General features: G+C 38.7%; 11 protein-coding genes and 14 pseudogenes. 10 read left to right on the plus strand and 15 right to left on the minus strand.

The window, feature by feature from the left end; genetic code table 11:
- Positions 1–71 precede the first annotated feature (71 nt).
- Together KA717_24670 and KA717_24675 are read left to right on the plus strand one after the other, a co-directional pair.
- Entirely contained in the window at positions 72–962 is an 891-nt protein-coding gene (locus KA717_24670) for an ABC transporter permease (GenBank protein ID UXE59121.1), read from the plus strand.
- 24 nt (positions 963–986) lie between these two features.
- Positions 987–1,349 (plus strand): hypothetical protein, encoded by a 363-nt coding sequence (locus KA717_24675; GenBank protein UXE59122.1) that lies wholly within the window; start codon positions 987–989, stop codon positions 1,347–1,349.
- Between the two features lie 159 nt (positions 1,350–1,508).
- Here KA717_24675 and KA717_24680 read toward each other — a convergent pair.
- The 5 genes and pseudogenes from KA717_24680 to KA717_24700 form a co-directional block, all read right to left on the minus strand.
- A pseudogene (locus tag KA717_24680) lies at positions 1,509–1,745 on the minus strand (transposase).
- A gap of 290 nt (positions 1,746–2,035) precedes the next feature.
- Positions 2,036–3,373, minus strand: a pseudogene (locus KA717_24685) (IS5 family transposase).
- 108 nt (positions 3,374–3,481) lie between these two features.
- Positions 3,482–4,111, minus strand: a pseudogene (locus tag KA717_24690) (transposase).
- Positions 4,112–4,321: 210 nt separating this feature from the next.
- On the minus strand, positions 4,322–5,401 hold the full coding sequence (locus tag KA717_24695; protein ID UXE59123.1) for an IS1634 family transposase: 1,080 nt from the start codon (positions 5,399–5,401) through the stop codon (positions 4,322–4,324).
- A 5-nt stretch (positions 5,402–5,406) separates the two neighbouring features.
- Positions 5,407–6,441, minus strand: a pseudogene (locus KA717_24700) (IS4 family transposase).
- Positions 6,442–6,751: 310 nt separating this feature from the next.
- Here KA717_24700 and KA717_24705 point away from each other — a divergent pair.
- A complete protein-coding gene (locus KA717_24705) occupies positions 6,752–7,618 on the plus strand; it encodes a protein rep (GenBank protein UXE59124.1) in 867 nt (288 codons plus the stop codon).
- A 349-nt stretch (positions 7,619–7,967) separates the two neighbouring features.
- On the opposite strand, the pseudogene KA717_24710 reads toward KA717_24705, so the two are convergent.
- Positions 7,968–9,305 (minus strand): annotated as a pseudogene (locus tag KA717_24710) (IS5 family transposase).
- A 145-nt stretch (positions 9,306–9,450) separates the two neighbouring features.
- On the opposite strand from KA717_24710, the gene KA717_24715 reads away from it, so the two are divergent.
- The 4 genes and pseudogenes from KA717_24715 (at position 9,451) to KA717_24730 (ending at position 13,329) form a co-directional block, all read left to right on the plus strand.
- Positions 9,451–9,729 (plus strand): hypothetical protein, encoded by a 279-nt coding sequence (locus tag KA717_24715; protein ID UXE59125.1) that lies wholly within the window; start codon positions 9,451–9,453, stop codon positions 9,727–9,729.
- Positions 9,730–9,732: 3 nt separating this feature from the next.
- Positions 9,733–10,632 (plus strand): Rha family transcriptional regulator, encoded by a 900-nt coding sequence (locus tag KA717_24720; protein UXE59126.1) that lies wholly within the window; start codon positions 9,733–9,735, stop codon positions 10,630–10,632.
- 50 nt (positions 10,633–10,682) lie between these two features.
- Positions 10,683–11,369, plus strand: a complete 687-nt coding sequence (locus KA717_24725; protein ID UXE59127.1) for a hypothetical protein — start codon at positions 10,683–10,685, stop codon at positions 11,367–11,369.
- A gap of 678 nt (positions 11,370–12,047) precedes the next feature.
- A pseudogene (locus tag KA717_24730) lies at positions 12,048–13,329 on the plus strand (ISKra4 family transposase).
- A gap of 39 nt (positions 13,330–13,368) precedes the next feature.
- Here KA717_24730 and KA717_24735 read toward each other — a convergent pair.
- From KA717_24735 to KA717_24760, 6 genes and pseudogenes are all read right to left on the minus strand, one after another.
- Positions 13,369–13,776 (minus strand): annotated as a pseudogene (locus tag KA717_24735) (transposase).
- Positions 13,777–13,818: 42 nt separating this feature from the next.
- Complete coding sequence (locus KA717_24740) at positions 13,819–14,247, minus strand: hypothetical protein (protein UXE59128.1); 429 nt, start codon at positions 14,245–14,247, stop codon at positions 13,819–13,821.
- Between the two features lie 239 nt (positions 14,248–14,486).
- Positions 14,487–15,827, minus strand: a pseudogene (locus tag KA717_24745) (IS5 family transposase).
- Between the two features lie 235 nt (positions 15,828–16,062).
- Positions 16,063–16,428 (minus strand): IS1 family transposase, encoded by a 366-nt coding sequence (locus tag KA717_24750; GenBank protein UXE59129.1) that lies wholly within the window; start codon positions 16,426–16,428, stop codon positions 16,063–16,065.
- A 97-nt stretch (positions 16,429–16,525) separates the two neighbouring features.
- Positions 16,526–16,654 carry an IS1-like element transposase gene (locus KA717_24755; GenBank protein UXE59130.1) on the minus strand — a complete coding sequence of 43 codons (129 nt, stop codon included), beginning with the start codon at positions 16,652–16,654 and terminating at the stop codon, positions 16,526–16,528.
- Between the two features lie 218 nt (positions 16,655–16,872).
- Positions 16,873–17,109, minus strand: a pseudogene (locus KA717_24760) (IS4 family transposase).
- 260 nt (positions 17,110–17,369) lie between these two features.
- Between KA717_24760 and cimA the strand changes: the two are divergent.
- Positions 17,370–18,989, plus strand: a complete 1,620-nt coding sequence (cimA, locus tag KA717_24765) for a citramalate synthase (GenBank protein UXE59131.1) — start codon at positions 17,370–17,372, stop codon at positions 18,987–18,989.
- Positions 18,990–19,156: 167 nt separating this feature from the next.
- Positions 19,157–20,533: pseudogene (locus tag KA717_24770) on the plus strand (IS5 family transposase).
- Positions 20,534–20,931: 398 nt separating this feature from the next.
- Here KA717_24770 and KA717_24775 read toward each other — a convergent pair.
- Positions 20,932–21,174, minus strand: a pseudogene (locus KA717_24775) (IS1 family transposase).
- 280 nt (positions 21,175–21,454) lie between these two features.
- A pseudogene (locus tag KA717_24780) lies at positions 21,455–22,791 on the minus strand (IS5 family transposase).
- A gap of 141 nt (positions 22,792–22,932) precedes the next feature.
- Between KA717_24780 and KA717_24785 the strand changes: the two are divergent.
- Positions 22,933–23,106, plus strand: a pseudogene (locus tag KA717_24785) (ISKra4 family transposase).
- Positions 23,107–23,130: 24 nt separating this feature from the next.
- Here KA717_24785 and KA717_24790 read toward each other — a convergent pair.
- Positions 23,131–23,418, minus strand: a pseudogene (locus KA717_24790) (transposase).
- Positions 23,419–23,440 lie beyond the last annotated feature (22 nt).

The following is a 23,440-nucleotide window of genomic DNA, read 5'->3' on the forward strand; positions in this document are numbered from 1 at the left end:
GCCCCATCTCCCCGTCTCCCCATCCCCCCGTCTCCCCATCCCCCTATCTCCCCTATCTCCCAAACCTCCCCATGACTCAAACCCTGATCTCCCCCAAACCGGCCAACCTACTCGCGCCTAATCCTGTTATTAATAGCCCAGTCAAGGAAAACGCGATCGCCGACTTTATTCAAGAAACCTTGGCCTTAACCAAACGCTTGTTTATCCAATTACAACGGCGGCCCTCAACCTTAGTCGCTGGCATCATTCAACCTTTCATGTGGCTCGTTTTATTTGGAGCCTTATTTTTAAATGCTCCCCAAGGCTTGTTTGGTAATGACTTAAATTATGCCCAATTTCTTGCTCCTGGCATCATTGTTTTTACTGCCTTTTCAGGAGCCTTAAATGCCGGTTTACCCGTGATGTTTGATCGGGAATTTGGGTTTTTAAATCGGTTGTTGGTCGCACCTTTGGCTTCCCGTTATTCCATCGTGGCCGCTTCTACCATTTATATTATTGTTCTGAGTTTTATTCAAACGGCAGTGATTGTGGGAGCAAGTGCTTTACTAGGGGCCGGTTTACCCAATCTAGTGGGATTAACGGCGATCGCCTTAATTGTGCTGCTGATTGTGCTAGGGGTGACTGCCTTGAGTTTAGGATTGGCCTTTGCCTTGCCAGGTCACATTGAACTGATTGCCATTATCTTTGTCACTAACTTACCTCTATTGTTTGCCAGCACTGCCCTCGCACCTCTGTCCTTTATGGCCCAATGGTTACAGATTGTTGCCAGTTTAAACCCGCTCACCTATGCCATTGAACCGATCCGCTATCTTTATTTACAAACCCATTGGGGATTAGACAGCGTTGTTTTGCAATCTCCCTGGGCCGCCATGAGTTTTGGCCAGGTGCTTGGTGTGCTACTCCTCTTCGACGCGCTAGTATTGTTATTAATCCAACCTCTGTTACGTCGCCGTTTTCTGTAAGTGAGGAATCTTTCCGATAAGACTATGAATAACAAACTTTTCGTTAATATTCTCCTAGCTTCTGTGGGGATTGTGGGTGCGATCGCTGCAAGCTCAAAAATAATCCTGGCACAAACCCAATATCAACCCCAACAGCCCCTGGGCTACGAAGCCAGCGAAAAAGATCCGATGAAAAGCTCCGTAGGTGGGTTTGATCCGATGTCTCTCATCCATAATGCTAATTTGAGTCGTAGCCGTACTGGAGAGGATTTTGCCGAAGATAGTCAGCGTAATCTGAGTAAGGCCGCCGAAGCTTTTAAAAAGATGCAGCAGCAGCAGATACAACAAATGTCCCAACCAAGTCAATCCTCTAATTCAACTGTTAATAATGCACCTAAATCCCCCTAGTAGTCCAAGGCGTAAATTTGGGTGCTATAAAATTTAAGCAGCCAAAACCTTCCCCCGATACGTCCATCGAAAGGGCTTCGCCATAGTGCGGTTAAAATAGTCGATGAATTCAAGAATTTGCGTTCTTAGATCATCTTGACTGAGAAAATTTCCTCGTTTCAGTAACTTACGCATTAAAATACCAAACCAAATCTCAATTTGATTGAGCCATGAACAATGCTTCGGTGTGAAGTGAAAAACAATTCGATGATTGGGGTCACTGAGAAAAGTTGCTCTACTCGCCATTGATTGAAGGATGCCACTCTTGCCCTTCTCTCCTAATTCAAGATTAAGTCCCTCAAATTCTGCTACATAGCGAACCAAAGATTCTGACTGATGGGTATTTAGGCAATCCATGCTCAAGTGCCATTTTGCTACATCAGGGCTGGTGGCAATGGTTTTTTGGATATGGCTTAAATAGGGCTTGCTGAAAAAGTCAAAAAACGAAAGAAATGTGGGTTAGGGAAGTATGGACTGAAAAAGCATAGATAACTTATCCTTATGGAAACAAATCAAAATACAGATTTTGTTTAATCTATTGTTCCTTTCTGTCTAAAAAGGTCAACACAAATCACTCCTCACAAAAGAGAGGAAAATTAACACCATTTTTCACAAGAAAAACGACTCTACAACTTTTTACTTTTTGTCTTCTGAAGTAGAGTAGAAAGATTCATTACCAAAAAGTTCATCGCAATTACCGTTTCCGAGGTCTCAGGTAGTTTGGCCATCACTCGACCAAGACTAAATTTCCTCTTTCCCTGTCCGAATTTACCCTCAATGGCATTACGCACTCTTTCATCTGAGCGTGCCTCTTTCTTTTTTTCTTTGCTCACCTCTTTCGGCGGTCTTCCCAATCGGGGACCACTCATTCTTATATCCCTTTCTTTACAATAAGCTCGATTCGCTTTTGTTCGATAGATTTTATCCACATGAACCGATTCCGGATAACATCCTGTTTCCCTTTTATATTCTTCTATTCGCGCTTGTAAATCTCCCGATTCGTTGTAATTATCCCAACTTAATTTGTCTAAGAAGACAAAGCCATTCACATTACTTGCCGATATTTTAGCTCCAAACTCTACTGCTTTTCCCGCTTTTCCACGCACTATTGGACGCACGTGAGGTTGGCTTACACTCACAATTCTGTTTTCTACTTTATTTGTCTTTTTTTCATACATTTCTAACTGTTGCTCATACACTTTTCCTATCGTTACAAGCTCTTCTTGCTCTTTTTTCGTTAGTTTTTCTAACTTTGCTCCCTCTTCTATCATTTTTTCTATATCAGACAAGTTTCTTTTTATATATCCTAGTTGTTTTTTTGTTCCTTTTCTTCTTTCTTTTTTTGACACACGACGTTTTTTTGCTATGGCTAAGTACTCTTTTCTTGCCACTTCCCTATAAGTCCTCGGCTTTTCTTTCCTTTTCTCTTTTATTTCTTCATACAGCTTATCTATTATTTTTTCTGTTTTTTCTCTGGCATCATTCAATATTCCTATATCCGTTGGATATTTTATATCTGCTGGTGTACAAGTCGCATCTAACAATAACTTTCCTTCATTTTCTTTTTTTTCTGACGCTACACCCGTCGCTTTTTTTTCTATTTCTTTATTAATTTTATTTATTAATTCCATTCCTATTTTTTTACGAAAATGAACCATCATTGACGCACTAAATGCTTCTTTGCTACTATAGCTTTCCATTCCTATAAAGTACTGTAAATAAGGGTTCTCTTTTATTTGTTCTACTGTTTCTCTGTCACTTTTTCCTGAAATTTCTTTGATAATTAATGCTCCTAATGCCATTCTAAATGATTTGGCTGGGGCTCCTTTTTTTTCTGTGAAGTTTTTTGCATATTCTTCCTCATATTCTTCCCAAAGAATCATTTTTGACATTTCTATCCAACGATTTTCTTCGTCTAACTGCCCGCCGAACAGATTTTTCAAGTTTTCTGGTGTTTCAATTGAGTACTGTTGCTTTCGGTACATCTGCTTTCTCTCTTCTTAATGCAATGGTTTTGAGGCATTCTACCCTATTTTCGTGCATTCTAGCGGTTCTTAATTCGCCTACTATTTTTCTCCGTAAAGGTTTCAGCTTTTTTCAGCAAGCCCTAAGTACTCTTTTCTTGCCACTTCCCTATAAGTCCTCGGCTTTTCTTTCCTTTTCTCTTTTATTTCTTCATACAGCTTATCTATTATTTTTTCTGTTTTTTCTCTGGCATCATTCAATATTCCTATATCCGTTGGATATTTTATATCTGCTGGTGTACAAGTCGCATCTAACAATAACTTTCCTTCATTTTCTTTTTTTTCTGACGCTACACCCGTCGCTTTTTTTTCTATTTCTTTATTAATTTTATTTATTAATTCCATTCCTATTTTTTTACGAAAATGAACCATCATTGACGCATTAAATGCTTCTTTGCTACTATAGCTTTCCATTCCTATAAAGTACTGTAAATAAGGGTTCTCTTTTATTTGTTCTACTGTTTCTCTGTCACTTTTTCCTGAAATTTCTTTGATAATTAATGCTCCTAATGCCATTCTAAATGATTTGGCTGGGGCTCCTTTTTTTTCTGTGAAGTTTTTTGCATATTCTTCCTCATATTCTTCCCAGGGAATCATTTTTGACATTTCTATCCAACGATTTTCTTCGTCTAACTGCCCGCCGAACAGATTTTTCAAGTTTTCTGGTGTTTCAATTGAGTACTGTTGCTTTCGGTACATCTGCTTTCTCTCTTCTTAATGCAATGGTTTTGAGGCATTCTACCCTATTTTCGTGCATTCTAGCGGTTCTTAATTCGCCTACTATTTTTCTCCGTAAAGGTCTCAGCTTTTTTCAGCAAGCCCTAAATAGTCTGCCTCTGTGCGAGTCTTTCCGACTGTAGAGCAGATTACTTGACCCTTGGCCACATCAACCCACATTCCGCAGGTAAGTCAAGAGACAAAGTAGTACTTTTGACATGAAGAGCCAAGAAAGGAAAGAATATGTTTGTGTTTGGAGGTCAAATTAACGATAGTTTGAATGCCGTCAATCTCTAACCAACGGATAAACAGAAAAGACTGAAAGACCCAAAGCAGAGTGGGAATGGCGGTCGGTTTACCCTTTTGATTAGGAATAGTCTGATGGGCAAGAGCCAAAGCCTGTCGTAGGCGACGTTGTGCCAAAGTATAAACCAATAAAGAGACAACCATAATCATCATCAAAGCCATAATGCGTTGAGGATTCTTGAGAAAAAGAGCAGAGGCAAAAAAGAAAGGGTCTTTGAGAAAGCGAAAGCCGCGCTCGGTGTTTTGTTGAGCCTTATATTCAGCCAACATCTGGTCGGGACTCAAAACCTGAGAATCAAGAACATTAGTAGCTAAAATAAAACGTCCAGCCCGTTTAGATGCGGCTTCCAAGCAAGAGGAATCAAGGCTTAATTGCCCAGTTAAGCGGTAATGAAAACCGAGAGGGGTAGCCCCTTGTTTCGGTCTTCCTCCCTTGGCATAGTAAGGAATAGTCTGAACCTCAACTTGACTGAGTTGATGATAAGTCAAGGTTTTTGGCCAGAGTTGAGCCTCAGTAAGAGCATCGGCCTCACAAGCAAAATTCTGTCCACAAAGTTTCTGCCATTCTTTTTTGACAACTTTATCGGCTTTCTCAATTTTTTGACTTATAGCTTTATTATCGGACTGGAGACGTTGAGCACTTTCGACCACAAGCCATCGTTGCTGTTCACCCCCATATTCCGAAGCCCTCACTTGCCAACGATAACCGTCCTGTTCACCCTGCTGCCATTGGTCTTCTGATATATTTGCCAAAGTCTCAGTGGCTTCTTTCAGAGGGACACGACTTAACCATTGAATTGACCTCGCCATGCCCACATTTTCCGCCGTATAAAAAGCTCCATCCATCACCGATAAACCTTCCATATTCAACGTTTCTTGACAGTCTTTGATTATCTGGGGAAACACCTTTTTATCCGATTCATTGCCATCTCCTAATTGCATAAAGAGAGGGACACCACCATCCATCCGTGTCAACTTAAAGGAATGGGTTCCCAAATTTGTTGATTGAGAGCGGCCTTTTCTCGATGTCGCTTTCTCTCAGCTTTGACCAAACCAAATAACTTAGCACGTTCAGCCAGATAGGTTACTGTATCAGGCTTTTCTCCTCTAGCAATAGCCTTCGCTACATAGTATAGACTCCGAAACACCATCTCTACTGAGATTTTTTCTTTCGGTTGATTTAGAGCAATCGCCACTTCCCCTACCAATTGATTTAAGACCGTATAGAAAATCAAAGTGCAAATAATCTGGATTTGGACACCATTCTTATTCCCTACCCATAAATAGGCTAGTCCTAAAAGTCTTTTCGTTAATAAAAAGGCTTCTTCGATTGTCCATCGTCTTCGATATAAATCACAGACCTCTTCGGCGGACAGTTGTTCGGGAGACAACACATTTGTTAAATACTGATACCAGATTGTTCCCCATAATACTGAGACTAATCTCACCGGATGCTTGCAAGGATTAGAACGGTAATTTCCCATAATGATAATCTCATCTCTGTAATGACTACCTTGAGACAATACTTGTTTGGTTTTGTAAGATGTACCCGCTCTAAATCTGGTTAGAAAAAACTTTTTAGCTTCTGTTAACAAATCAAACCACACAAAGCTAAAAAATCCCATATCTACGAGAATTAAACCATTTTCTGGTAATTTAGCTGCCAATTCTTCACACCATATTTTATCATTTGATTTATCATTTTCTGTGTACCATAAAGTAACGGGTCTTTGGGTAAAGGCTTCCACTACCATCATTATTTTACCCCCCAATTTACTCTTTTCTTCTTTACTTATTTTCATATTTTTCCTTATCTGCTCTAGCGTTGAGCCATCTGCTATCCACACTGCACTAAACTTTTCTCTTATTTTTTCCCATTTTTCTCCTACTTGGAGCTTCTTCCCTTTTTCGGCTGCTTTTTCTAACACTTCTTTTAGTAATATTGCAAATATTTCGGCTGGCACATTCATCATTCTTTTTGATACTGCCTGTTTGCTTACTTTTAATGATGCTACCCATAGAATCATTAAGGGATAACGTTGATCAAGATCTTTTTCAGTAAATCCGCACTTTAAAATAATTAATCTCAGATAGCAAAAAACTCCTGTATTCTGTTAAGTAACTACACCAAACTAAATACATGGAGTTTTTGTGCCCGACCGACTCAATGTCAGCCATAAAGCTTGTGACCCCATTGTAACCTCTTTGCCTTCAGATGAATATACTTTTCTGGAGTCTCTCTCTGAAAAAGATAAACCTTGGGACAAGCATCGGAAAAACGCTGACATCATAAGCAACTACTACAGACAGGGGGGAATGGACTCTCACGCAGAGAGGGTCTCACTCTGTTCTCAGTTACTAGAATTCAAAATAGTTCCTGATAAGCAGCTTGGCCAACAGAAGTTAAAACTAGCTTCTGCTAAATTTTGTCGGGTTCGGCATTGTCCTATCTGTCAATGGCGAAGATCACTTCGTTGGAAGGCAAAAGCCTATGAGAACTTGCCGAAAGTCATTGCTGATTACCCTAATGGGCGTTGGATTTTTCTGACGTTGACTATGAAAAATTGTCAGTTGACTGATTTAAGGGAGACATTGCATCACCTTAATCAGTCTTTCAGGCGGTTGACTCAGCTAAAGGCTTTCCCTGGGATAGGTTGGATCAAATCGGTTGAGGTCACAAGGGGCCGTGATGGTCAGTCAGCCCATCCCCATCTTCATTGTCTGATTCTGCTAAAGGATAGCTATTACAAGGAAGATTATCTATCTAAGTCAGATTGGATCGCTTTATGGAAACAATGCCTTCGAGTTGATTATTCCCCAATTCTTGATGTAAAGGCTGTTCAGGCTGAAAGCTCACCAGTGGGATTGATTGCAGAGATTTTAAAGTACCAGTGCAAGGAAAGCGATCTTGTTGCTGATTGTGACTGGTTTTTGGAGTATGTCAAGCAGGTACATGGTACAAGAGCCGTTGGGGTTGGTGGTGTTCTTCGGGACTATTTCAGAGAATTAGAAGAGGAGCCAGAAGATTTAATTGGACATGATGAGGAGTCGGACGATGAGGTTGAACCAGAGTCTCTCTATTTTCGTTGGAATCGGAAAATCAAAAAGTATGTGATGGTGCGTTCTGACTCAATGGGAGTCGTCTATAAGATCCCTGATAAGGAATATCAGAATACGGAATAGTGAACTACGTAGTAAACCATCAGTGGTTTATGATGGTCTTATTGATTGAAATTTTATAGAGAGGACTGGATAGCCATGCCTAGAGGTGGTAAACGACCAGGATCGGGAAATAGGTTTAAATGGGGCTTGCTGAAAAAGTCAAAAAACGAAAGAAATGTGGGTTAGGGAAGTATGGACTGAAAAAGCATAGATAACTTATCCTTATGGAAACAAATCAAAATACAGATTTTGTTTAATCTATTGTTCCTTTCTGTCTAAAAAGGTCAACACAAATCACTCCTCACAAAAGAGAGGAAAATTAACACCATTTTTCACAAGAAAAACGACTCTACAACTTTTTACTTTTTGTCTTCTGAAGTAGAGTAGAAAGATTCATTACCAAAAAGTTCATCGCAATTACCGTTTCCGAGGTCTCAGGTAGTTTGGCCATCACTCGACCAAGACTAAATTTCCTCTTTCCCTGTCCGAATTTACCCTCAATGGCATTACGCACTCTTTCATCTGAGCGTGCCTCTTTCTTTTTTTCTTTGCTCACCTCTTTCGGCGGTCTTCCCAATCGGGGACCACTCATTCTTATATCCCTTTCTTTACAATAAGCTCGATTCGCTTTTGTTCGATAGATTTTATCCACATGAACCGATTCCGGATAACATCCTGTTTCCCTTTTATATTCTTCTATTCGCGCTTGTAAATCTCCCGATTCGTTGTAATTATCCCAACTTAATTTGTCTAAGAAGACAAAGCCATTCACATTACTTGCCGATATTTTAGCTCCAAACTCTACTGCTTTTCCCGCTTTTCCACGCACTATTGGACGCACGTGAGGTTGGCTTACACTCACAATTCTGTTTTCTACTTTATTTGTCTTTTTTTCATACATTTCTAACTGTTGCTCATACACTTTTCCTATCGTTACAAGCTCTTCTTGCTCTTTTTTCGTTAGTTTTTCTAACTTTGCTCCCTCTTCTATCATTTTTTCTATATCAGACAAGTTTCTTTTTATATATCCTAGTTGTTTTTTTGTTCCTTTTCTTCTTTCTTTTTTTGACACACGACGTTTTTTTGCTATGGCTAAGTACTCTTTTCTTGCCACTTCCCTATAAGTCCTCGGCTTTTCTTTCCTTTTCTCTTTTATTTCTTCATACAGCTTATCTATTATTTTTTCTGTTTTTTCTCTGGCATCATTCAATATTCCTATATCCGTTGGATATTTTATATCTGCTGGTGTACAAGTCGCATCTAACAATAACTTTCCTTCATTTTCTTTTTTTTCTGACGCTACACCCGTCGCTTTTTTTTCTATTTCTTTATTAATTTTATTTATTAATTCCATTCCTATTTTTTTACGAAAATGAACCATCATTGACGCATTAAATGCTTCTTTGCTACTATAGCTTTCCATTCCTATAAAGTACTGTAAATAAGGGTTCTCTTTTATTTGTTCTACTGTTTCTCTGTCACTTTTTCCTGAAATTTCTTTGATAATTAATGCTCCTAATGCCATTCTAAATGATTTGGCTGGGGCTCCTTTTTTTTCTGTGAAGTTTTTTGCATATTCTTCCTCATATTCTTCCCAAAGAATCATTTTTGACATTTCTATCCAACGATTTTCTTCGTCTAACTGCCCGCCGAACAGATTTTTCAAGTTTTCTGGTGTTTCAATTGAGTACTGTTGCTTTCGGTACATCTGCTTTCTCTCTTCTTAATGCAATGGTTTTGAGGCATTCTACCCTATTTTCGTGCATTCTAGCGGTTCTTAATTCGCCTACTATTTTTCTCCGTAAAGGTTTCAGCTTTTTTCAGCAAGCCCTAAATGGCATCATGGAAAAACTGTGACCATTAGAGTACCTATTGCTTTGGTTGATAGAATCATTGAGATAGCTCAAGGATTAGATCGGGGCTTATCCTTTATTGAAAAGGGAGAAGAGCCAAAAACAGCCACAATTGATTGTGGCACACAATCTAAAGTCATTGATATGTCTGGGGTGTCAATTACTGTTATCTCTGGTCAGATGGGCGTAAAACTTAGCGATTTAGTCCGTAAAGGGTACAAAATAGAGCCTAAAAGCCTTAATGATGTTGTTTTAACTGCTTTAACTAAGGAATGGTAACTTATGGGTGAGATAGCTGTCGCTGCTTATGAAGATAGTGCTTTGGTCGTTGACTCTCGTTTAATAGCCCAAGAGCTAGAGATCAACCACTCTGATTGGATGCAGAACATTATTAAAAAGTATCAAGCTCAGACGGAGCAATCGTTTGGGGTTCTCCGTTTTGAAAACGGAAAACCCGAAGTTGGCTCAAAAGGTGGACGACCAGAACTTTTTGCTTGGTTAACTGAGGAACAATCCCTTTTTTATGTAACCCTTAGCAAAAATTCTCCTAGAGTCGTTGAATGTAAAGCTAATTTAGTTAAAGCTTTTATAGCGTATCGGCAGGAATTAAGGCGTAGAGGTGTTTTACTTCAGCCTCATAGTACGGTGTATATTCAGCGATTGGAAAATATGGCTGATCACAAGGTTCCTGATCATTTGTGGACTACTTTTCGTGAAGGTGCTGAAATTTTACTCTTAGTTGAAAAACAATATAAAGTTCCAGTTAATAATTTTGACTTGTGTGATGGAAGTATTGGTAGTCGATGGAAAAATTATTGTGAAAAAAAAGATGCTGATGGTAATCCTAAGTCATGGTTGTGTGAGATTGGAGAATATACACACAAGTTTCGTGATAAACGTGGCCCTAGAAGTTGTAACGCTTATCACTATAATGAAATCCCATATTTTAAGGCATGGTTGAGAGATCAGTATGTTCCTCTGCACCTCCCCGCTTATCTGCTTAATAAATATGGCAAGCTTGCTGTTAGACAAATATATGAGGAACAAAGATTGCTTAATGACTACATAATTCAGCTTACTGAAATAAAGAGAGCTTCTGTTAATGAACAAGAAAAGTATGAGCTATTCTTAGCCGCTAGGGAAGCAATAGTAAGTCGTTATTTGCCTTTCAACCCAACATAGTCATTGGTTTATAGCATAATTAATAGTATTCCACTTAGTGGCTTACTATTATGCCTACTGACAACCCTAAAATTTCAGCTTACGTCCCACAGGTAATCTATGACTGCTTTGATGAGTTCCGCCGAGACTCTGGGCTCTCTATGTCGCAGTCGGCGGCAGTGATCTTTGCTAAATTCTTTGGGTTGGAGGATATTGTTAAGGAGATTACTGGGGAGACCACAACCGATAATAGTGCGTTGGATAGGATTAAAGTTTTAGAGTCTCAGGTTAGCGATTTATTTGGGAGGCTCAGTAAACTAGAAAATAAACCTTATAGTGAACTACCTGATTCTATAGTTGCTCAGCCAGAAATTCCAGGGATAAACGGTGGCGCAGAGAACGATATACTAAGTGAATTACCTGTCAGTTTACCTATTCAGACAACCGATGCGTCAAATATTTATATAGACAATCTATTGGGAGAACCACTAGGGGAATTACCTAAGATAAGTCCCATTAAGGGAAAAATATTGGAAAAAAGATTGATTCTGTCAAAGACAGGGAAAAGTATTGGCGAATCTAAACTGAGTACCGAAAATAAGAGAGCTACCGATGACTTCTCTCAATGGACAATGGAGCTAGATATTGACAACATTGGATGGGAATATAAGGGCAGAAAGATTGGCTATGTTCCTGCCAGTAAATTGTCCACTGAGCTACAAAGTAAACTACTTAAGTGGATTCAGGAAAATCCGTAATCACTTCTTGATCGTGTCGTTGAAATGCGAATCGAGATCTGCTTAAGTAGTTCGTTTCTTGTAATCCTCTAAGTGTCTTAGTGAAGTTCTAGAACTTCACATTAGGATTTGGACGATCGCCAAACTCTGTACTTCTCCCTTTATGTCGGTTGAAAAACTCATCCGATAATCTATAATCGAAGACAATACGCTCTGGTGGAGACCAACGTAGGAACCGACATAAAGCCTTCATAGTCCGTAGCCACTCGGCAGGAGGCTTGGAAATATTTGTTTCCCTACCGCCAAAATCACCGCGCATTTGGCGACCTTTAGCGCGACAGCGCGACTTGAAAATTCGCCTCGACTGTCAAAAACGGTGAACAACTCATCGAAAATCAAGCCAAAATAATCTCTTAAAGTAGAAGAACAAAAAATTGGCACACTCAATCCGCTCAGCTTGTCTCCAAAAGCTGAACTTAAAGAATAAATTATCTTGAATAAGTTATTCTGTTTTCATCTCCACCTTAGTTTTTAACTCTTTTGTTTCTAATTCGTAGTTATAAATACCTGCTATTAAATTTGCTCTTAAACCGAACCTACGATGTCTCTTTCTATAGGTTGAAGAGGGTGTGACCTTTAGTTGATGAAGGAAAAGAAAAGTGTTAACATGGGATGAAAAGTGACAAAGAGGAAACAATGATGACAGCAAAACTAATTAATGTAGAGGGTTCAAAGATAAAAATAGAACTAACATTAGAACTCAGTCGTTCAATGTTGGATACAGAAATAAATATTCAAAAAGGCTTAAACGAAGTAGGTTGCATCGCCAGCAAAGAAGCCTTGAAATATTTAGATACAGATGGTTCACCCTTAAAAATCGGTGAAGAAATCTGGAAGAGTAAGGGAGAGCAACCGAAAGAATATCAAACACCTTATGGTGAGGTTATAGTGAATCGTCATGTATATCAGCGTTCACCTTTGAGGAAAAACGTATTGCCCCTTAGAAAGAGAAGCAAGGATAATCATAACATCAACGCCATTATTGGCAAAACAGGTATCCTCAAAAATGTCAGGGATGGCAGGCAAAGAGGTGAAAAATGATTTATTAGAAAATCATGGTAGAAAAGTAGCGCTATCCTATATCCAAAGATTGAGTGAAGCAGTAGGAAGTGTGGTACAGGCAAAAGAAGAAGCGTGGAGTTATGCCCCGCCCAAGGAGGATAGCCAAATTGCAACAGTGGGAATAGGATTAGATGGAACCTGTATGCTGATGTGTGAGGATGGCTACCGTGAAGCAATGGTGGGAACCGTTTCCCTATACGATAGTGAAGGCGAACGTCAACCTACAATCTATCTAGGTGCGGCACCAGAGTATGGAAAAAAGAGTTTTCTAGAAAGATTAGAAAGAGAAATTGAGCGAGCGAAAAACCGTTATCCAGAGGCAACATTGGTCGGGATAGCAGACGGGGCAGAATCAAATTGGAAGTTTTTAGAAAAGCAAACGGAAGAACAGATATTAGATTTCTATCATGCCTCTGGTTACTTAGGTGCCTTGGCAGAAGCGTTGCATCCGAATACCGTGTCAAAACAAAAAGAATGGTTGACTGAAAATTGTCGAGAACTCAAGCATGAAAAAGGAAAAGCAGGAGAACTGCTAAATCTGATGAAAGAAGTCAAAGAAGAAAAAAGTCATTCTAAGAATCTTACCGAGAAACTACAAGCGGCGATTACTTATTACGAGAATCATCAGCATCAAATGGATTATGCTGAATACATAGAGAAAAAGTATCCGATTGGTTCAGGTGTTACGGAAGCAGCTTGTAAGACGTTGGTCAAACAACGATTATGTTGTTCAGGGATGCGATGGAAGGAAAAAGGAGCAGGAATTATTTTGAGCCTACGAGCTTTGGTATTGACGAAGGAACGATGGAGTCAATTTTGGGCAAAACTTGATCAATATGGGTTCCCTGTAGAACCCTGATTACAACAGCTTTTATCAACTAAAGGTCGCACCCGTTGAAGATAATATTCTGAAAATTTTTAATCGTCGATTAACGTGTTCTACTACTACTCGAAGACGGTTTAACAACCGATTATATTGCTTTTCCTCTTTACTTAATTTTTTACCCTTTTTTCTCTTAATCGGTGTTTCACTTAATTTATGAATTTTGGCAATTCCTTGATATCCCTTGTCCGCTATCATTTTTATCAAATCTCCTACTCTTACTCCACTATTTTGGAATAGCTTGAAGTCATGCACTCTCCCTTTACCACTCGCTAGACAGATGATTTTCTGGCTTTTAAGGTCAACAATTATTTGCGTCTTTAATGTATGTTCTTTTTGCTTCCCACTATAATAATTTTTCTGATTTTCTTTTGGTTTTTCTATCGGACTCTCTGTTACATCCATTGCCACTACTTTTTCTTCTGTCCCTTGGGTGCGACCTTTAGTTGATAAAAGCTGTTGTAATCAGGGTTCTACAGGGAACCCATATTGATCAAGTTTTGCCCAAAATTGACTCCATCGTTCCTTGGTCAATACCAAAGCTCGTAGGCTCAAAATAATTCCTGCTCCTTTTTCCTTCCATCGCATCCCTGAACAACATAATCGTTGTTTGACCAACGTCTTACAAGCTGCTTCCGTGACACCTGAACCAATCGGATACTTTTTCTCTATGTATTCAGCATAATCCATTTGATGCTGATGATTCTCGTAATAAGTAATCGCCGCTTGTAGTTTCTCGGTAAGATTCTTAGAATGACTTTTTTCTTCTTTGACTTCTTTCATCAGATTTAGCAGTTCTCCTGCTTTTCCTTTTTCATGCTTGAGTTCTCGACAATTTTCAGTCAACCATTCTTTTTGTTTTGACACTGTATTCGGATGCAACGCTTCTGCCAAGGCACCTAAGTAGGGCTTGCTGAAAAAGTCAAAAAACGAAAGAAATGTGGGTTAGGGAAGTATGGACTGAAAAAGCATAGATAACTTATCCTTATGGAAACAAATCAAAATACAGATTTTGTTTAATCTATTGTTCCTTTCTGTCTAAAAAGGTCAACACAAATCACTCCTCACAAAAGAGAGGAAAATTAACACCATTTTTCACAAGAAAAACGACTCTACAACTTTTTACTTTTTGTCTTCTGAAGTAGAGTAGAAAGATTCATTACCAAAAAGTTCATCGCAATTACCGTTTCCGAGGTCTCAGGTAGTTTGGCCATCACTCGACCAAGACTAAATTTCCTCTTTCCCTGTCCGAATTTACCCTCAATGGCATTACGCACTCTTTCATCTGAGCGTGCCTCTTTCTTTTTTTCTTTGCTCACCTCTTTCGGCGGTCTTCCCAATCGGGGACCACTCATTCTTATATCCCTTTCTTTACAATAAGCTCGATTCGCTTTTGTTCGATAGATTTTATCCACATGAACCGATTCCGGATAACATCCTGTTTCCCTTTTATATTCTTCTATTCGCGCTTGTAAATCTCCCGATTCGTTGTAATTATCCCAACTTAATTTGTCTAAGAAGACAAAGCCATTCACATTACTTGCCGATATTTTAGCTCCAAACTCTACTGCTTTTCCCGCTTTTCCACGCACTATTGGACGCACGTGAGGTTGGCTTACACTCACAATTCTGTTTTCTACTTTATTTGTCTTTTTTTCATACATTTCTAACTGTTGCTCATACACTTTTCCTATCGTTACAAGCTCTTCTTGCTCTTTTTTCGTTAGTTTTTCTAACTTTGCTCCCTCTTCTATCATTTTTTCTATATGAGACAAGTTTCTTTTTATATATCCTAGTTGTTTTTTTGTTCCTTTTCTTCTTTCTTTTTTTGACACACGACGTTTTTTTGCTATGGCTAAGTACTCTTTTCTTGCCACTTCCCTATAAGTCCTCGGCTTTTCTTTCCTTTTCTCTTTTATTTCTTCATACAGCTTATCTATTATTTTTTCTGTTTTTTCTCTGGCATCATTCAATATTCCTATATCCGTTGGATATTTTATATCTGCTGGTGTACAAGTCGCATCTAACAATAACTTTCCTTCATTTTCTTTTTTTTCTGACGCTACACCCGTCGCTTTTTTTTCTATTTCTTTATTAATTTTATTTATTTATTAATTCCATTCCTATTTTTTTACGAAAATGAACCATCATTGACGCATTAAATGCTTCTTTGCTACTATAGCTTTCCATTCCTATAAAGTACTGTAAATAAGGGTTCTCTTTTATTTGTTCTACTGTTTCTCTGTCACTTTTTCCTGAAATTTCTTTGATAATTAATGCTCCTAATGCCATTCTAAATGATTTGGCTGGGGCTCCTTTTTTTCTGTGAAGTTTTTTGCATATTCTTCCTCATATTCTTCCCAGAGAATCATTTTTGACATTTCTATCCAACGATTTTCTTCGTCTAACTGCCCGCCGAACAGATTTTTCAAGTTTTCTGGTGTTTCAATTGAGTACTGTTGCTTTCGGTACATCTGCTTTCTCTCTTCTTAATGCAATGGTTTTGAGGCATTCTACCCTATTTTCGTGCATTCTAGCGGTTCTTAATTCGCCTACTATTTTTCTCCGTAAAGGTTTCAGCTTTTTTCAGCAAGCCCTAAGTAACCAGAGGCATGATAGAAATCTAATATCTGTTCTTCCGTTTGCTTTTCTAAAAACTTCCGTGAGGATGGCTACCGTGGGTAGTGTTCTGAATCTGTGGAAGCACATCTAAATAAGACATCCAAATTCAAAGCGATTGATAAATAATCCAAGGACAATATCGTGCATCACAATAGATTTGGAGAAACAAATCGTTTTTCTCGCTAATCTCTTTATTCGAGTTCTCAATGTCAAGTGCTTTCGTTCGATTTTTTGAGTATTATACTTACCCACCTCATGCAATGCTGGCTCAATATGTCGTTCGTAAGCCCCCCATCCATCTGTATAATATTGAGTAATACCAAAAGGTTCTAACAACTCTTTTAGCCTTAGAAATGCTTCGTCTTTGTGACCAGACAAAACATAAGCTAATATCTCACCTGTCTTATGAGCAATAGCGTGCCATAACCATCTTTGCTCTTCACAAAACCCCACATTTCGTCGAGTTCTGCTTCCACGTCATTCCATTGGCAGAGCGTTACAATACTCTGACTGGGTTCCAGTTCTGCTAGTTTTTTTTCGTTGACGAATACTAAACTAGACTCTTTTTTTTTAGTTCACTAATCACTGTTGATGGACTAATCCTCAGCACACGGGCTGTATCCCTTATGCCACTACCATTCATTGCCATTTCGGCAATCTTTTCCTTTACTTCTGGCAAATAACCTTTATAAGTATAGTTTAAGATAAATGTGCAACGCTTACATTCTGTATTACGACATCTGTAACGCTCTTTCCCCTCCCCAGAGGGGCCGTGTTTCACAATATCCGTACTTTGACAACTTGGGCAAACAATTGCTTTGAATAGCATGGCACACCAATTTTAAGATTTACATTTATTTATTATTACTCTTTTCCACAGGTTTAGAACACGACCCTGACTACAATACGGGCAATGTGATGGTAATCCAGCTCAAATCCTGAGAAAAAGCGTTGTAAGCGTTTGTAATGAGAATCCACCAATGCCCGACCTTCAAAACCCAGGGCCAATTCTTTAAGGTTAACCGTTTTCACTTTGAGGAGGGCGAGTAAGAACAAGGCTAGGAAGGAGAGTCTGGCACCATGCCATCCCAAATGGGGTTTTAGGGCTTGTTTCAATGCGTTATATTGGTTCATGGGTTTTTTTACATTACGTTCATCTTCCATGAAACCCCTTTCTCGTATACTTTTCAAGCCTTTTGTCCTGTACTTAGGCTAGTTTTAGTTAGAATAGAGTGATTATCAAGAATACTTCAGTTAAGTTTAGAAAATATTTTTACTGTTTGTAAAAGAGCAAATAATTTTAATTAATGTTAAGTTATTTTTACTGTTCGTCTGCTTTTTAGTTAAGATATTAGGTGCGATCGCCCTAGTTTTCAAACTCCCGTCCTTGACCTATGAATACCCCCAATCCGCTCTGGCTTTACGACACAACTCTTCGGGATGGAGCACAGCGAGAAGGCATTTCACTCTCTTTAGAAGATAAACTCAAAATTGCGCGTAAGCTAGATCAAATGGGGATTCCTTTTATTGAAGGAGGCTGGCCCGGTGCCAATCCTAAGGATGTTCAGTTTTTCTGGAAATTACGAGAAGAACCTCTATCTCAAGCGGAAGTCGTTGCCTTTTGTTCAACCCGTCGTCCCCATCAATTAGCGGCAGAAGATCGAATGCTTCAGGCGATTTTATCTGCTGGAACTCGCTGGGTGACGATTTTCGGTAAATCCTGGGATCTGCACGTTACGGAAGGACTCAAAACTAGTCTAGCTGAAAATTTAGCCATGATTAGCGACACGATCGCCTATTTGCGCTGTCAAGGCCGTCGAGTCATTTATGATGCTGAACATTGGTTTGATGGTTATAAAAATAATCCTGAATATGCCCTCAAAACCCTTCAAAGCGCGAAGGAAGCCGGAGCAGAATGGTTAGTTCTCTGTGATACCAATGGTGGAACCCTGCCCCACGAAGTTCAAGCCGTTACGCGGAAAGTGATGCAAACCTTAGAACTGAATTCCCAAGCTGACAACCTGCCAAAATTAGGAATTCATGCCCACAATGACGGCGGTACAGCAGTGGCTAATTCTTTGGCTGCTATTTTAGAAGGCGTTAAAATGGTACAGGGAACCATCAATGGTTATGGCGAACGTTGTGGTAATGCCGATTTATGTACCCTCATTCCAAACCTTCAGATCAAGCTAGGTTATGAATGTATTCAATCCCATCAATTAACCCAATTAACAGCGACCAGCCGCTTTGTTAGCGAAATTGTAAATCTGGCCCCTGATGATCATGCCCCTTTTATTGGTCGTTCGGTCTTTGCCCATAAGGGCGGCATTCATGTGTCAGCAGTGCAACGTAATCCCCTCACCTATGAACATATTCAACCAGAACAAATTGGCAATGAACGACGGATTGTGGTATCCGAGCAAGCGGGTTTAAGTAATATTTTATCGAAGGCTAAACTTTATAATATTCATCTTGAAAAAGAAGATCCTGCCTGTCGTCAAATTCTAGAAAAATTGAAAAAATTAGAGCAGGAAGGTTATCAATTTGAGGCCGCAGAAGCTAGTTTTGAATTGTTGATGCGTGAGGCCATGGGAGAACGACAAGCCATGTTTAAAATTAAAGGTTTTCAGGTGCATTGTGATATGTTACAAAATGGAGGGATGCCCTACAGTAATGCTTTAGCTACGATTAAATTAACGGTAAACGATCACGAAATCTTAGAAGCCGCCGAGGGAAATGGCCCGGTATCGGCTTTAGATTCAGCATTACGGAAAGCTCTGGTAAAATTTTATCCCCAAATTGCCGATTTTCATTTAACTGACTATAAGGTAAGAATTCTCGATAGTGGTTCAGGGACATCGGCCAAAACCCGTGTTTTAGTGGAATCTAGTAATGGTAAAGAACGCTGGACAACAGTGGGAGTTTCGGGCAATATTTTAGAAGCTTCTTATCAAGCCGTTGTCGAGGGAATTGAGTATGGCTTGCGCCTTTTGACCTGTTCAATTTGTGTGTGAGTCAATTCTGGGTAATGCATAATGTGAGATTTGCATCACTATCTAGGGCTTGCCAAAAAAGGCTAAAACCCTTATAGAGAAAAGAGCATAGCCATAATAACAACGTCAAAGATGCAGGAAAATAAGCTAGAATGAGTCGGAAACCTTGCATCCCTCCCCTCAACAGTATGTATCGCAAAGAACAGTACACAGAAAAAACACTGGAAAACTTCAAAAACCTGTTTGAGGGGAAATTGGACGAAGAAAATCGTTGGATAAAAATGTCAAAAATGATTCCCTGGGAGGAATTTGAAGGAGAATATGCTAAAAATTTCAAAGAAGAAAAAGGAGCACCAGCAAAGTCATTTAGAATAGCATTAGGGGCATTAATCATTAAAGAAAGGTTAGGAATAAGTGATAGAGAAACAGTAGAGCAAATAAAAGAAAATCCGTATTTATAATACTTTATCGGAATAGAGAGCTACAGTAGCGAGGAGCCGTTTGAAGCATCAACGATGGTTAATTTTCGTAAAAGAATAGGGATGGAATTAACAAATAAAATCAATAAAGAAATGGTAAAGAAGGTTGAGGGAGTAGAAAAAAAAGGAAGAAAATGAAGGTAAGTTATTGTTAGATGCGACTTGTACACCAGCCGATATAAAATATCCAACAGATATAGGAATATTGAATGAAGCCAGAGAAAAAACAGAAAAAATAATAGATAAGTTGCAAAAGAAATAAAAGAAATAAAAGAAAAAAAGAAAGAAAAGCCGATAACCTATAGAGAAAAAGGGAGAAAAGACTACCTAACGGTAGCGAAAAAACGTCGTCCGTCAAAAAAAGAAAAAAGAAAAGGGATTAAAAAACAGCTACAATATATTAAAAGAAACTTATTGTATGTAAAAAAAATGTTAGATGAGGGAGCAAAATTGGAAAAACTAACAAAAAAGGAGAAGGAAATGATTATAACCATAGAAAAAGTGTATGAACAACAACTAGAAATGTATGAGAATAAGACGAATACAGTAGAAAATAGAATTGTGAGTGTAACGCAACCTCATATCCGTCTAATAGTGCGTGGAAAAGCGGGAAAAGCAGTAGAGTTTGGAGCTAAAATATCGGCAAGTAATGTGAATGGCTTTGTTTTCTTAGACAAATTAAGTTGGGATAATTACAACGAATCGGGAGATTTACAAGCGCGAATAGAAGAATATAAAAGGGAAACAGGATGTTATCCGGAATCGGTTCATGTGGATAAAATCTATCGAACAAAAGCGAATCGAGCTTATTGTAAAGAAAGGGGAATAAGAATGAGTGGTCCCGGATTGGGAAGACCGCCGAAAGAGGTGAGCAAAGAAAAAAAGCAAGAGGCAGTCTCAGATGAAAGAGTGCGTAATGCCATTGAGAGTAAATTCGGACAGGGAAAGCGAAGATTTAGTCTTGGTCGAGTGATGGCTAAACTTCCTGGGACCTCGGAAACTGTGATTGCAATGAACTTTTTGGTAATGAATCTTTCTACTCTACTTCAGAAGACAAAGAAGGAAGCAAAAAGTAAAAAGTTGTAGAGTCGTTTTTCTTCTGAAAAATGGTGTTAATTTTCTTCTCTTTTGTGAGGAGTGACTTTTGCTGACCTTTTTAGAAATAAAAGTACAATAGATTAAATAAAACCTGTATTTTAGCTTCTTGTCATAAGAATAAGTTATCTTCATTTTTTCAGTTCATACTTCCCTAACCTATATTTCTTTGGTTTTTGACTTTTTCAGCAAGCCCTAGTTAATAATTGATAGTGAATAGTTAACAAATTTTATGTTGATCAAAGTATTCTTGCTTTTTGGGTTTGATCTCGTCTAAGATAGACAAATAAAAATTTTAGGACAGATTTATTATGGATATTATGCTGTTAGTGAGTTTATGGCACTGGTATCGTCTAGCTAGAAGCTACAAACGTTGCAATACGAGAGGTTCAAGAAATCAGGCGAATTTGGAGTAAGTCCTCCCAAGTTAACCCTTTTTCAATTATACCGAGAGCTACAGCAGGAACTTCTCTAGTCGTAAAATGGCTGCGAACAAAGTTATGAACCATCCAGAAAATATCTAGGACTCGCTGTAATCCCACAACAGATTTAGCATAAGTATTTGTACGACGACGAAAGGCGGCTAAATAGCGTCGGATAGCACTATTAAATGCCTCAACGTGGTTGGCATGGACGGGGAGCATCTCACTTATGCAATAAGTATTAATACTTAGGGCTTGCTGAAAAAGTCAAAAAACGAAAGAAATGTGGGTTAGGGAAGTATGGACTGAAAAAGCATAGATAACTTATCCTTATAGAAACAAATCAAAATACAGATTTTGTTTAATCTATTGTTCCTTTCTGCCTAAAAAGGTCAACACAAATCACTCCTCACAAAAGAGAGGAAAATTAACACCATTTTTCACAAGAAAAACGACTCTACAACTTTTTACTTTTTGTTTTCTTTTTTGTCTTCTGAAGTAGAGTAGAAAGATTCATTACCAAAAAGTTCATCGCAATTACCGTTTCCGAGGTCTCAGGTAGTTTGGCCATCACTCGACCAAGACTAAATTTCCTCTTTCCCTGTCCGAATTTACCCTCAATGGCATTACGCACTCTTTCATCTGAGCGTGCCTCTTTCTTTTTTTCTTTGCTCACCTCTTTCGGCGGTCTTCCCAATCGGGGACCACTCATTCTTATATCCCTTTCTTTACAATAAGCTCGATTCGCTTTTGTTCGATAGATTTTATCCACATGAACCGATTCCGGATAACATCCTGTTTCCCTTTTATATTCTTCTATTCGCGCTTGTAAATCTCCCGATTCGTTGTAATTATCCCAACTTAATTTGTCTAAGAAGACAAAGCCATTCACATTACTTGCCGATATTTTAGCTCCAAACTCTACTGCTTTTCCCGCTTTTCCACGCACTATTGGACGCACGTGAGGTTGGCTTACACTCACAATTCTGTTTTCTACTTTATTTGTCTTTTTTTCATACATTTCTAACTGTTGCTCATACACTTTTCCTATCGTTACAAGCTCTTCTTGCTCTTTTTTCGTTAGTTTTTCTAACTTTGCTCCCTCTTCTATCATTTTTTCTATATCAGACAAGTTTCTTTTTATATATCCTAGTTGTTTTTTTGTTCCTTTTCTTCTTTCTTTTTTTGACACACGACGTTTTTTTGCTATGGCTAAGTACTCTTTTCTTGCCACTTCCCTATAAGTCCTCGGCTTTTCTTTCCTTTTCTCTTTTATTTCTTCATACAGCTTATCTATTATTTTTTCTGTTTTTTCTCTGGCATCATTCAATATTCCTATATCCGTTGGATATTTTATATCTGCTGGTGTACAAGTCGCATCTAACAATAACTTTCCTTCATTTTCTTTTTTTCTGACGCTACACCCGTCGCTTTTTTTTCTATTTCTTTATTAATTTTATTTATTAATTCCATTCCTATTTTTTTACGAAAATGAACCATCATTGACGCATTAAATGCTTCTTTGCTACTATAGCTTTCCATTCCTATAAAGTACTGTAAATAAGGGTTCTCTTTTATTTGTTCTACTGTTTCTCTGTCACTTTTTCCTGAAATTTCTTTGATAATTAATGCTCCTAATGCCATTCTAAATGATTTGGCTGGGGCTCCTTTTTTTTCTGTGAAGTTTTTTGCATATTCTTCCTCATATTCTTCCCAAAGAATCATTTTTGACATTTCTATCCAACGATTTTCTTCGTCTAACTGCCCGCCGAACAGATTTTTCAAGTTTTCTGGTGTTTCAATTGAGTACTGTTGCTTTCGGTACATCTGCTTTCTCTCTTCTTAATGCAATGGTTTTGAGGCATTCTACCCTATTTTCGTGCATTCTAGCGGTTCTTAATTCGCCTACTATTTTTCTCCGTAAGGGTTTCAGCTTTTTTCAGCAAGCCCTACTTAGAGAAAAAGTATCCGATTGGTTCAGGTGTTACGGAAGCAGCTTGTAAGACGTTGGTCAAACAACGATTATGTTGTTCAGGGATGCGATGGAAGGAAAAAGGAGCAGGAATTATTTTGAGCCTACGGGCTTTGGTATTGACGAAGGAACGATGGAGTCAATTTTGGGCAAAACTTGATCAATATGGGTTCCCTGTAGAACCTAGTGGTCTGTCAATTTTCTATTTGTGGATAAAGACGCTTGAGACGGATACGAGCCTCAGCCGTCGTGAATTGCCAATCTACCGACTTTTGGGAATGATTGCGCTGAGTGTACCAAGCCGTTGTTTCTTGCTCTAAAGTTTCCCGATCTGGAATTCGACGAGCTAGGCATTGCCGAGTCATTGCGGACAGCTCGTTTTCAGCAATATTAAGCCAACTGCCATGTTTTGGGGTATGGTGAATTTCCAACCGTTCGACTAGACGACGAGCCGTGGAAGGCTCAAATGCTTCATATAGTGAGCAGCAATTCCAAATTCAGAAT

Source organism: Woronichinia naegeliana WA131, assembly GCA_025370055.1.
Classification (GTDB): domain Bacteria; phylum Cyanobacteriota; class Cyanobacteriia; order Cyanobacteriales; family Microcystaceae; genus Woronichinia; species Woronichinia naegeliana.